Source organism: Psychromonas sp., from assembly GCF_047632995.1.
In the GTDB taxonomy this organism is placed as follows: Bacteria; Pseudomonadota; Gammaproteobacteria; order Enterobacterales; family Psychromonadaceae; genus Psychromonas.
The window spans coordinates 1-11,532 of sequence record NZ_JBLIEK010000111.1; the positions used below are offsets into that span (position 1 = coordinate 1).

Below are 11,532 nucleotides of genomic sequence, written 5' to 3' on the forward strand. Positions count from 1 at the left end.
GATACAGTCGCTATGCTACGCGATAGTGATTTATTATCTGAGCCTAACTATCGGCCCTCTTTTGGAACAAAGTTATATGCTTATTCCGAACAAATTAACGACACTTTACTAGCAGAAGCGCGTTCAGTCATGTCCGGTGCGCCTCTGGAGCAAACAAAATACACAGAGCAGGAGCAAGCTGCAATTTTAGAGATGGCTTATGAATGGTTGAATTTTGAGTTTTATAATCAAGGATTAAACCGGGAGTTGATCGCGCCACGTTTAACTAATTTGCTAATACAACGCAGCAAAGTAAAAAGTAAATCCCCATTTATGCAGGCCGAATCACCCTCTGCATCACCAGAAAAAGGACATGCATCTTCTCGAGTGTCGGTCAGTTATAACCACTATCAAGATTACGCAGAAAGATTTAGTTTATCTTATCGACTTGCCTATCATGATTTAATGGATGCTTCCGCTGGTTTTATTCCCGCAGCTAAAATTAGTTTTTTAGATATAGAAGTCAGTATGGATGATGATAATGCTGCTCTTTTAGAACGTTTCTATTTTTTAGATGCAATGTCGCTTGCACCTGATAATCGCATTTTTGATACTTGGTCATGGAATTTGCGTATGGGGTATGACCGCCAGCCCGATCTTTATAAACGCACTAGCAGATGGTTCGTCCAAGGTGGGTATGGTAAATCTTGGGGAGATCCGAATTTATTGCATAGCTATCTATTAGCTTCAACAGAAATTAACCTGGGTGATATTACCGATAGCACTATGGAAATAGCGCTTGGTGCTGAGTTAGGCGCGTACTGGGAAATTAATTCATCTAATAAAGTTGCGATTTCTGGCAATGTTATGCATTTGCTCAATGTAGATGTGAGTCATCACAGTCAAGTTAATTTGTCATGGAACTGGGCCTTATCAACTAACTGGGCAATTCGCAGCCAAGTTGGCTACCATAAATGGAAAACTGAAGAGCAATTAGGGAAATTAACGCTTTACCATTATTTTTGAGTTAACTTTTTATGTTTACATGATAATTACTGCAGCCATATTTAGAACTCTTTGTTACAGAGGTATTTTCATCGTCGCTACTGGGAATACCTTTATCATCTCGCTCTTTCATGACTTGCATCACCTTCTATTTGATTTGCCAATCTGTGTTGTACGAGACTCCAACCTACGTTCTAATGCGAGTGATGATCTTCCTGTCCCTTTACTGTAGCTGATCGCTGCCTATACTTTACTAACAATGTGAATAGTTTATTTTTATCTCTTATATATGAGGTCACCAATGGAGCGGTCATGCTTGCTTATATTAATAATGCTACTCAGTGGTTGCGCCTCTGTGGTGCCGACAGCAATCAATAATATTCCTGCGCCTGATATTAGTGTCGATGAAGTTCGGGTGGATATCGAGAAGTTTTACGGATCCCGGGTGCGTTGGGGCGGCGTGATCAGTAAAGTCGAAAACAAAGCTGAGCAGACCTGGATCGAAGTCGTAAGTCGCAAGCTCAGCAGCAATGGTCAGCCGAGCAGCGGTAGTAAAAGTAGCGGCCGTTTTATTGCTCGTTTTTCTGGTTTTGTTGATCCGCTTGAATATAAAGTAGGGGCTTTGCTGACTGTTGCTGGCAGCCTTACCGGAGAGCATGTTGCTCTGATAGGTGAGTATCTCTATTCGTTTCCCGTTGTTACGGTCAGCGCGGTTTATCTGTGGCCCCCGAAACAGGAAACGGTTGTCTATCATGATCACCCGTTAGCTTGGGGACTCTATGATCCTTGGCCTTATCACTACACACGCTACCCGCCATCATCTAGATGGTGACAATGGAGACGATTATGAACAATAGATGGCGACCTGTTTTTATGTTGTTTACTGCAATGCTTTTGTGGGGCTGTACTACGAATGATAAATTTGCCAGCGATGGGATTGATCTTACTATTACCCCGCAAGGCGTGGTGGCCGAAAGTGCAGTATTGAAAAATGAGCTCATCTTATGGGGGGGCGTAATTATTTCCAGTGTTAATCTGCAAGATGTGACCCAGTTTGAAATCCTTGCTTATCCATTAACCAGCGAACAAAAGCCGAATACCGGGCAGGCGCCAGTGGGGCGTTTTCTGGCTATTCAAGAGGGCTATATGGAACTCACAGATTATGCGCCAGGGCGTTTAATGACGGTGAGGGGGACGTTGCATGAAAAACGTAGCGGGCGCATTGGTAAAAGTGACTATATTTATCCGCTAGTTAATATAAATCAACTTTACCTTTGGCGTAAACAGGAACAGGTCAAAGAGCCGCAGTTTCATTTTGGTCTTGGGGTAATGTTTTGAGCTGTTTAAAATGAGTTAAGCGAAAAAATAGTAGCAGAGAAAGCGCCTCTTAATTTCACCCTGTGCCTGCTAAGAGTAGGGCGACACCAATCTGGTTTACTCATCTATAGCAAGCTGAAACGTCAATTTAATGTTGCTTTTTAAATGGAGTTAAATATATAATTACTTACATATGCTTAAGTATATATAAGCAAAGGTGATTTTGAATGACACAAGATGAACGTTTATTAGCTCAGCGTGAGCTATTATCGTCTACTAAAAAATTAACCATGGAAAACATTTGCGAATATTTTTCCATCTCACGAGATTCAGCCCGACGCGATCTGATTAAACTTGCGCAGTTGCCGGATGTACAGCGCGTTCGTGGTGGTGCTATCTTGGTGGCGGTTAAAACAGTAGATTTGCCTTATCTGCACCGCTCACAAATGAGCAGCAGTAAAATGGCTATAGGAAAAATAGCCGCAGAGTTAGTGAAACCTGATGATTATATTATATTAGATGCGGGAACAAGTTTAACGGCAATGGCCAGCCAATTAAAAACGGCTGCGCATGTTGTGACCAATTCCGTTGATTGCCTGGCATTATTAGCCGACCGGGCGAATATTAATGTGCACCTTTTAGGCGGACAACTTAACACCCACCATCGCGCTATTTTCGGTCCTACGGCTGTGCAGCAATTATCCGCTTACCGTGTTAATAAAGTTTTCTTAGGCGTTTGCGCGCTCTCTGAATTTGGCTTGTCTAGCGCCAACGAAGATGAAGCACATATTAAACAAGCGATGATAGCGCAGGCACAACAAGTTATTTTGCTCTGTGACAGCAGCAAATTTGCACAACAAAATCTTTACCAGATCGGCCCCTTAGATAAAGTAGATATCCTGATCACTGATCAATCCCCCCCACAAAACCTATTAGTGTTGCTCAATAAACATGAAATAGAAATAATAATTGCCAATGAAATGCAGCAAGGAGCAGACAATGTCTAGCCAAATAAAGTCATTACCCTCGATTAAAACCGCCATTATCGGTTATGGTTACTCTGCGAAAACTTTTCATATTCCCTTTATTAATGCGCTGGATGAATTTGAGGTAAGCGCAATTAGTAGTAGCCAGGTTGAGGCCGTCAAACACGATTGGCCAGATGTCCGTCACTATTTAAGTGCTGAAGATCTAATAGCAAATAGTGATGCGCAGCTAGTGATTATTACCGCCCCTAATGATGTCCATTTTTCCCTCGCTAAACTGGCTTTAGCGCATAATAAACATGTGGTTTTAGAAAAACCCTTTGTTACTAACATCTCTGATGGCGAGGAATTAATTGCACTGGCCAAAGAAAAAAAATTGCAGCTCAGTGTCTATCATAATCGTCGTTGGGATGGTGATTTTTTAACGGTTAAAAAACTGATTGCAGAAAATAAAATCGGTAGCATTAAACACTTTGAATCGCACTTCGATCGTTTCAGACCCACAGTGCGTCAACGCTGGCGCGAGAAAGCCAGTGATGGCGGCGGTATCTTATTTGATTTGGGCCCGCACCTTATTGATCAGGCATTACAGTTATTTGGCATGCCAGATGCTATTACCGCGCAGTGTAAAATAATGCGCGAAGGGTCAACCAATATTGATTTTTTCAGTTTAACCCTACATTACCCAGATAAGCTTGCTGTTTTAAATGCATCGTTATTTAGCGCGGGCCCCAATATGCGTTTTAATGTGCAGGGCGAGCTGGGTAATTATGTGAAGTTCGGGCTGGATCCGCAGGAAGAACAATTAAAATCAGGCTGTGAGCTTGATGCTGATAATTACGGAGCGGAAGATCCGGCGCAATACGGCGTTTTATATTTAGCGGATTCATCTAAGCCCGTTGCGACAGAGTCTGGTAACTATCCGCATTTTTATCTGCAAATGGCAGAAGCAATTCGTTATGGCAGTCAAACGCCAGTTGCCGCTATTGACGCATTGGCTAATATCCGTCTTATTGAACTGGCAATGGCAAGCAGTCAATTGGGTAAAACCCTAAAGGTGCCGTTATGAGCGACCATTATTCATTAGCTGAGCTATTGGCTCAAGAAACGCAGTTGCAGTTTGAATTTTTTAATAATGAAACTGCCTGGCAATTGGGGAGTCGATTAAAACAACTTGCCGATGTACAAAATGCGCCGGTGGCGATTGAAGTGTACGCCTACAATCAGAGGCTATTTTCTTTTGCCATGTCGGGCACGCAGCCGGATAATCAACATTGGGTACAACGAAAACGTCAGACCGTGTTGCGTTTTGGCCACAGCACGGCTTATATCGGCCGATATAATCAGTCCAAAAACAGAGATTTCGAACAGCAAACGCATATTGATGCCCGAGAATATTGCGCGCACGGAGGTTCCTTTCCGATTCGCATAAAAAACTCCGGGGTCATTGGTGCAATCACAGTTTCGGGGTTGCCCTCTGATGAAGATCATCAAATGGTGATTAATGCCATTGCCGCGCATTGTGGATGAAAATATCCGTGATCTTTTCCAGCCCAAAATATGGATAAGTGGCTGGCGGCAAAATGTGATAACAGTGATCAATGATTAATATTGCACTCTTAATCGGCTGAAATATAGACTGAAATGTATTGTAACGGGCTGCCTAACAGCCTTAATTGGAGAGGTTAATGAGTATTTTTGAACATTATGATGCATTGATTTTTGATTTAGATGGCACCTTGGCTGATACCATGCCGCTGCATCTAAAAGCGTGGGAGCTGACCGCGCAGCAATTCGGATTTGCTTTTGACAGAGATTATTTTTATACCCTAGGCGGAATTCCGACTAGAGAAACGCTTGAAATTATTGCGCAGAAGCAAAACAGCCCGTTGGATATTGACTCAGCTGGCGCATATAAAACAGAAAAATATTTATCCATCAGAGATGATTTGGGCGTGATCGCTGAAACACGCGATCTCGTGTTCAAAAACAGTGGTCGGTTACCGATTGGTGTTGCGACGGGCTCGTCCCGGGATGAAGCGCTGTTTACGCTTGATAAAATAGGATTAACTCAGTTTATTGATACCCTGATCAGTTCTGATGATGTGCTTAATCCCAAACCTGCTGCAGATACTTTTGCAAAAGTAGCGGAGTTATTGAAGATCGATCCGGCAAAATGTCTGGCTTTTGAAGATACAAAAATAGGTTATCAGTCCGCCACCGCAGCAGGAATGCATTGTTTAATGGTGATCGATGGTGTTATCCAAGGGCTTACTGAACTCACTGATCAGTTAGCATTAGAGAAGCAGGTTTGACCTGCGCAGCAGGGAGGAGTAATAGAGTATGATCGGAACAAAACGGGTTAATATCAAAAAAGGGTTAGCGGTCGCCATTGTATTAAAACAAGATCAGCGTAGTGGCGCACTAACACAGGGGATAGTTAAAGACATTCTGACTAATTCACCGAATCATCCACACGGCATTAAAGTGCGCTTAGAAAGCGGGGCGGTAGGGCGAGTTAAAGTGATTGAATAATGAGCAAATAAGTTTACTGTTATTTTAGCGGGCAAACTATCAGGTTGAATAAAAAAAGCCTCCAAAAGGAGGCTAAAATGATGCGCTCTTAAAAGAAATTAAGAGATGCGTTTGTATTTAATACGGTGCGGTTCAAGTGCTGCCGCGCCATAGGTTTTCTTCAGCCATTCTTCATAATCACTAAAGTTACCTTCATAAAAGTTTACGACACCTTCATCGCGGTAATCAATAATATGCGTTGCTATTCTGTCCAGGAACCAGCGGTCATGGGAAATAACCATAGCGCAGCCTGCAAAACTGAGCAGGGCATCTTCAAGCGCACGCAGCGTTTCGATATCAAGATCGTTGGTGGGCTCATCAAGTAACAGCATATTGCCGCCCGATTTCAGCAGTTTCGCTAAGTGTAAACGGCCGCGTTCCCCGCCGGATAGCTGACCGACAATTTTCTGTTGATCTGTGCCTTTAAAGTTAAAGCGGCCAAGGTAGGCACGGCTTGGAATTTCGATATTACCTATTTTGATAATATCGCTCCCGCCGGACACTTCCTGGAAAACGCTTAATTTATCATCCATATCATCGCGGAATTGATCTACGCTGGCCAGCTGCACGGTTTCACCTATAATGATTTCACCTGCATCTGGTTTTTCCTCACCCGAGAGCATTTTGAACAGGGTCGATTTACCCGCACCATTGGCACCGATAATACCGACAATAGCCCCTTTGGGAATGCTAAAACTAAGATCGTCAATTAATACCCGACCATCAAATGATTTTTTAAGATGGCTGACGTCAATAACCTGATCGCCCAAACGCTGCCCGGTTGGAATAAACAGCTCATTGGTTTCATTGCGTTTTTGGAAGTCTTGATTATTGAGCTCTTCAAAGCGAGATAGACGTGCTTTGCTTTTAGATTGACGCCCTTTGGCATTGGAGCGAACCCATTCCAGTTCTGTCTCTATTTGGCGCTGGCGTGCTTTTTCTTGTGAACCTTCCTGTTTTAAACGTTCATCTTTTTGCTCTAGCCATGATGAGTAGTTACCTTCCCAAGGGATACCATAGCCGCGGTCTAACTCTAAAATCCAACCTGCGACATTATCTAAGAAATAACGGTCATGGGTAATGGCCACAACGGTACCTTCGTAGTCATGTAAGAAACGCTCCAGCCAGCCAACTGATTCGGCATCCAAGTGGTTGGTGGGCTCATCAAGCAGCAACATATCTGGTTTTTCAAGCAGTAAACGACATAGCGCAACGCGGCGACGCTCACCACCTGAAAGTACTTTGATTTGCGCATCCCAAGGAGGTAAACGCAGCGCATCAGCGGCACGTTCAAGTTGGTTATCCAAGTTATGGCCATCGTGCGCCTGAATAATATCTTCAAGCTGCCCTTGCCGTTTAGCAAGCTCATCAAAGTCGGCATCCGCCTCCGCGTAGGCTGCATACACGGCATCTAATTCTGTCAGTGCATTTTTAATATCACTTACCGCTTCTTCGATCACTTCGCGTACATTTTTCTCCAGATCTAAAACGGGCTCTTGTGCTAAGTAACCAATTTTAGTGCCTGTAAGCGGACGCGCTTCACCTTCAAACTCTTTATCAATGCCGGCCATAATACGCAGCAGGGTTGATTTACCCGAGCCGTTTAAACCCAGTACGCCAATTTTTGCGCCAGGGAAAAAACTCAAAGAGATATCTTTTAAAATAGTGCGCTTAGGTGGAACTACCTTGCTCACGCGGTTCATAGTATAAATAAACTGTGCCATCAGTACTCTTATTAATAAGGGATAGTGGTAACGATGATAGGGGAAAACGCAGGGAAATAAAACAGCCGCGATAAGGATAAGAGTGATTACAGCGTCAGATACAATAAATGAGTCGTTTAGCGAACCAAGATCATTTTTATGATTTTCATTCACTCAATTTTTTATCTGTTTTTAGGCTAGGAAGCGATCCGCTTGGTGTTAACGAGTTAAAAATTGCTGCTAACTATTCGCTTGATTTTCTAGAGGATTAAAAACGATATGGGTTTAAATAGCGGTGGGCAGCGCCATTGCCAAAGGCTAATCTGATGCGAGTATTAAACAATTTAATAGTCAAAGTAGTTAATATAAAAATCTGTCATCTTGATCGACTAAATTATTCATCTTTTTTGCGCTATGCAACAGGCCAAAGTTTGCGTAAAATGCGCTATATCAACGAAATATTTGAATTTACCATTCCAAGCAGGAGATGCGCATGTTTAACCGCGATATGAATATTGCAGATTACGATCCAGAATTATGGCAGTCAATGACAGATGAAGTTCAACGTCAGGAAGACCATATTGAACTTATTGCATCAGAAAACTACACAAGTCCTCGTGTAATGGAAGCGCAAGGTAGTCAGTTAACTAATAAATATGCAGAAGGTTACCCCGGTAAGCGTTATTACGGTGGCTGTGAGTATGTGGACGTTGCTGAGTCATTGGCAATTGAACGTGCTAAGTCTTTATTCGGTGCAGATTACGCAAACGTACAACCGCATTCTGGTTCACAAGCAAACGGTGCAGTTTACCAAGCACTTTGCGTCCCTGGTGATACTATTTTAGGTATGAGCCTGGCTCACGGCGGTCATTTAACACACGGTTCCTCTGTTAGTTTTTCAGGTAAAACATACAATGCTGTTCAGTACGGCATCAACCCTGAAACGGGTATCTTAGATTATGCTGAAGTTGAGCGTTTAGCGCTTGAGCATAAACCAAAAATGATTATTGCCGGTTTCTCTGCATACTCAGGTATTGTTGATTGGGCTAAATTCCGCGAAATCGCAGATAAAGTGGGTGCTTACCTATTTGTAGATATGGCGCACGTTGCTGGTCTTGTGGCTGCAGGACTTTACCCAAATCCAATTCCTTTTGCTGATGTGGTGACAACGACCACACATAAAACATTGGGTGGTCCACGTGGCGGTTTGATTCTTGCTAAAGCGAATGAAGCGATTGAGAAAAAATTAAACTCTGCTGTATTTCCAGGTAGTCAAGGTGGCCCATTAATGCATGTTATCGCTGCTAAAGCGGTTGCATTTAAAGAGTGTGCTGAGCCAGAGTTTGCTGTTTACCAGCAAGCGGTTTTAGATAATGCCAAAGCGATGGTTAAAGTGTTCCAAGAGCGCGGTTATAAAATTGTTTCTAACGGCACTGACAACCATCTTTTCCTTGTTGATTTGATTGCACAGGAGATCACAGGTAAAGAAGCGGATGCTGCACTGGGCAGTGCGCATATTACTGTTAATAAAAACTCTGTACCCAATGATCCACGCTCTCCATTTGTAACATCTGGTTTACGTATTGGTACACCCGCACTGACTCGTCGTGGTGTTAATGCACAACAATCTGCTGAACTTACCCACTGGATGTGTGACATTCTTGATGCAATTAAAGATGAAGCTAAACTTGCTGCAACAATTACAGCGGTTAAAGTTAAAGTGGCTGCGCTTTGTAAAGCGTGCCCAGTTTACGGCTAATCTGCAACATCAGTTAAAAAAGTAATCACTATTAATGCCGTTTACCTTGAGTGAACGGCATTTTTTTTTGCTTTTTTTAAATCATAGCGTAAAAAAAATCCGCTAGATAACGAGCGGATTTTAATCAGCAGTCAGGAATTATATATTCCACTGCAGACCGAACTGAATTTCCATTTGACTCATGTAAATGGAAATCTTTTGTGAGTCGCTGCCATCGAGTCCCGATAGGGTGTTATTACCGGACACAGTGTTCTCAGGTGCGTACATAAATGCGCCATGTAATACAAAGTCTGTGGTCAGCGTTTTACTAAATCCAGCAGTAAAATGTTCCTTAACTACACCTGGCGCTAAGATGTTGAAGAGTAACTCATCCTGATCAACGGGTTGGTCTGCATAGCTATAACCTAAACGCCATGTTGTCGTGAGCATATCCCACTGCAATCCAATCTTGTAGACGGTCATATCATTCCAACCAAAACCGGTACTTGAACTGCCACCTAAGCAGCTTTGACTACCAGCTAAGTGCATGCAATCAAATAAATTTTCAGATTTATTACCTATTGCGGGCACATCGGAATAGGCGATATGTTGGATATCTGCAAATAAAATAAGATCTGGCTGCATTTCCCATGCTGTACCGATTTGCATTGTTGCTGGCATATCAAAACTACCATCATTGGCAAATAAGCCTGAATATTTTTCAAATTCACTCATCTTCATTTTACTTTGGTAACTTGCGCCGATATGCAGTGTCTCGGTTAATTTACCCTGATAACCAATTTTAAAACCATAACCATATGAATAATCAGTACCATTGTCGCTTAGCTTGTCACTATCTAATGAGAAGCCGGCAAAATTTTGTAAACCCGTTGCAGAAAATGTTTGAAATCCGAATAACAGGCTAAGGCCAATCGAATGATCTTCATTTAATTTGCTTGCTATTGAGCTGTTAACAAAGAGTTGCGTTAAGTTAACGCCGGTTGTGCCATTGCCAAATGTACCCGGCATAGTCATTGATTGTCCCTGATCATTGAACAAGGTTGCAGAGCCGCCTTTATATTGGGTGTTCATCCCGCCACTGCCATAAAGAGATAAGCCCATTGTAGTTTGCTCATTGAGTTTTTTAGCTAGGGCAAAACTTGGGATGGGAAAGAGGGAGTTATCACTTTCCATATGCTGAGGACCAATTGAGAATGCGGGGCTTGCTTCGCCGTCCGAATGATAACCACGTGTCGGCGCAAAAAGGGCAAGATTAAAATCAACGCTGTCCTTTACATTAACTAAACCTGCAGGATTTAATGCCATAGACATCGCCTCCTGGGAGTAAGCAACCCCCGTACCGGCAAGGGCCTTATCTATACTGCCGTAACCGTGAGAGATCATACCATTTGTGGCAAAAGCGCTTTGGCTAACAAGGGCTAATCCCACGCAGCTCGTCAATAAAAGTGTTGCTGTTTTCATTTCTATTTCCCTTAATTTAAAAATTTTTAGAAAAACAGAAAAGATAACGATACCGTGAGATTGCAGATAGCCGTACATTACTTCTATTTTGCTAAAAAATTTCAAGGGAAGCATATAGATAGAAGGGCAGACTAAGTTTGTTTGAGATCAAGCCGTAAGAATGTAAATTAGTTAAAGGTAATTAATGTGACGCTAAATTACCATTTGCTTATTAAGTTTAATCTAAATTAACTCAATTAGCTGTGAAGTAATAGAAAAATCATATGCTTATTTAATTTTCACACAACTCAGGTGTTGCGCTAAAACATCTTCTATACTTTTTATATTACTCTGATAAGCCAGTGCGCAGGTTTCTTGATACTTTTGATCTTTTAGGTGTGACGTTCACTTATTGATGGTCATAATATAAGTTGCTCCGTGTGCACTAATAAATTGAAAGAATAATGATTATACCCAAGCTACTTCAAGATGGAGGAGTCAGCAAGTCGATAAATGATGAGATTCTAGGCAGAAGGTTGATGATCTAGCATTCTAAATCAAAACCTGCTAACAACGAAGATTATCGTTTATCGCCTTGCCCGAAGGGAGTTTCACCCGAAAGCGCGCACTGCGTTATAACATTTGAAAAGGGAATAACCATTCAAGATGTTAAATGCTTGCATTTAACATCTACCGATAGAGGATTAACGCAGTTAATCGCTCGAAAGGTCAGCATGTTATGCCTTGTTCTAGCATCCGGGTGAAGCTC

General features: G+C 42.3%; 11 protein-coding genes and 1 pseudogene. 10 read left to right on the plus strand and 2 right to left on the minus strand.

Going from position 1 to position 11,532, the window contains the following annotated elements; translation table 11 throughout:
* From ACJAT7_RS15120 to ACJAT7_RS15155, 8 genes and pseudogenes are all read left to right on the plus strand, one after another.
* A pseudogene (locus ACJAT7_RS15120) lies at positions 1–1,005 on the plus strand (hypothetical protein); the annotation flags it as partial.
* Positions 1,006–1,300: 295 nt separating this feature from the next.
* Entirely contained in the window at positions 1,301–1,816 is a 516-nt protein-coding gene (locus tag ACJAT7_RS15125) for a Slp family lipoprotein (protein WP_415227634.1), read from the plus strand.
* Positions 1,817–1,830: 14 nt separating this feature from the next.
* On the plus strand, positions 1,831–2,322 hold the full coding sequence (locus ACJAT7_RS15130) for a Slp family lipoprotein (RefSeq protein WP_415227635.1): 492 nt from the start codon (positions 1,831–1,833) through the stop codon (positions 2,320–2,322).
* 206 nt (positions 2,323–2,528) lie between these two features.
* The gene (locus tag ACJAT7_RS15135) at positions 2,529–3,308 is read left to right on the plus strand and encodes a DeoR/GlpR family DNA-binding transcription regulator (protein ID WP_415227636.1); all 780 of its coding nucleotides are present in this window, start codon (positions 2,529–2,531) and stop codon (positions 3,306–3,308) included.
* A complete protein-coding gene (locus ACJAT7_RS15140) occupies positions 3,301–4,356 on the plus strand; it encodes an oxidoreductase (protein ID WP_415227637.1) in 1,056 nt (351 codons plus the stop codon). The genes ACJAT7_RS15135 and ACJAT7_RS15140 overlap by 8 nt, the downstream gene beginning before the upstream one ends.
* Entirely contained in the window at positions 4,353–4,817 is a 465-nt protein-coding gene (locus tag ACJAT7_RS15145; RefSeq protein WP_415227638.1) for a heme-degrading domain-containing protein, read from the plus strand. The genes ACJAT7_RS15140 and ACJAT7_RS15145 overlap by 4 nt, the downstream gene beginning before the upstream one ends.
* 158 nt (positions 4,818–4,975) lie before the next feature.
* Positions 4,976–5,602, plus strand: a complete 627-nt coding sequence (locus ACJAT7_RS15150) for an HAD family hydrolase (protein ID WP_415227639.1) — start codon at positions 4,976–4,978, stop codon at positions 5,600–5,602.
* A gap of 28 nt (positions 5,603–5,630) precedes the next feature.
* Positions 5,631–5,822, plus strand: coding sequence for a YwbE family protein (locus tag ACJAT7_RS15155; RefSeq protein ID WP_415227640.1), 192 nt, complete (start codon positions 5,631–5,633; stop codon positions 5,820–5,822).
* A gap of 98 nt (positions 5,823–5,920) precedes the next feature.
* Here ACJAT7_RS15155 and ettA read toward each other — a convergent pair whose 3' ends face one another.
* Positions 5,921–7,585 (minus strand): energy-dependent translational throttle protein EttA, encoded by a 1,665-nt coding sequence (ettA, locus tag ACJAT7_RS15160; RefSeq protein ID WP_415227641.1) that lies wholly within the window; start codon positions 7,583–7,585, stop codon positions 5,921–5,923.
* 107 nt (positions 7,586–7,692) lie between these two features.
* Between ettA and ACJAT7_RS15165 the strand changes: the two genes are divergently transcribed.
* Together ACJAT7_RS15165 and glyA are read left to right on the plus strand one after the other, a co-directional pair.
* The gene (locus ACJAT7_RS15165; protein WP_415227642.1) at positions 7,693–7,836 is read left to right on the plus strand and encodes a hypothetical protein; all 144 of its coding nucleotides are present in this window, start codon (positions 7,693–7,695) and stop codon (positions 7,834–7,836) included.
* 221 nt (positions 7,837–8,057) lie between these two features.
* Complete coding sequence (gene glyA / locus ACJAT7_RS15170; protein WP_415227643.1) at positions 8,058–9,323, plus strand: serine hydroxymethyltransferase; 1,266 nt, start codon at positions 8,058–8,060, stop codon at positions 9,321–9,323.
* A 138-nt stretch (positions 9,324–9,461) separates the two neighbouring features.
* Here the strand turns inward: glyA and ACJAT7_RS15175 are convergent, their stop codons facing one another.
* Positions 9,462–10,784 carry an OmpP1/FadL family transporter gene (locus tag ACJAT7_RS15175; protein ID WP_415227644.1) on the minus strand — a complete coding sequence of 441 codons (1,323 nt, stop codon included), beginning with the start codon at positions 10,782–10,784 and terminating at the stop codon, positions 9,462–9,464.
* Positions 10,785–11,532: the final 748 nt, after the last annotated feature.

What these genes read in the sequence shown, in the direction of transcription:
- ACJAT7_RS15130 (WP_415227635.1), top strand. Translation starts at nt 1,831, where the DNA reads ATGAACAATAGATGGCGACCTGTTTTTATGTTGTTTACTGCAATGCTT.
- ACJAT7_RS15135 (WP_415227636.1), top strand. Translation starts at nt 2,529, where the DNA reads ATGACACAAGATGAACGTTTATTAGCTCAGCGTGAGCTATTATCGTCT.
- ACJAT7_RS15140 (WP_415227637.1), top strand. Translation starts at nt 3,301, where the DNA reads ATGTCTAGCCAAATAAAGTCATTACCCTCGATTAAAACCGCCATTATC.
- ACJAT7_RS15145 (WP_415227638.1), top strand. Translation starts at nt 4,353, where the DNA reads ATGAGCGACCATTATTCATTAGCTGAGCTATTGGCTCAAGAAACGCAG.
- ACJAT7_RS15150 (WP_415227639.1), top strand. Translation starts at nt 4,976, where the DNA reads ATGAGTATTTTTGAACATTATGATGCATTGATTTTTGATTTAGATGGC.
- ACJAT7_RS15155 (WP_415227640.1), top strand. Translation starts at nt 5,631, where the DNA reads ATGATCGGAACAAAACGGGTTAATATCAAAAAAGGGTTAGCGGTCGCC.
- ettA (WP_415227641.1), bottom strand. Translation starts at nt 7,585, where the DNA reads ATGGCACAGTTTATTTATACTATGAACCGCGTGAGCAAGGTAGTTCCA.
- ACJAT7_RS15165 (WP_415227642.1), top strand. Translation starts at nt 7,693, where the DNA reads ATGAGTCGTTTAGCGAACCAAGATCATTTTTATGATTTTCATTCACTC.
- glyA (WP_415227643.1), top strand. Translation starts at nt 8,058, where the DNA reads ATGTTTAACCGCGATATGAATATTGCAGATTACGATCCAGAATTATGG.
- ACJAT7_RS15175 (WP_415227644.1), bottom strand. Translation starts at nt 10,784, where the DNA reads ATGAAAACAGCAACACTTTTATTGACGAGCTGCGTGGGATTAGCCCTT.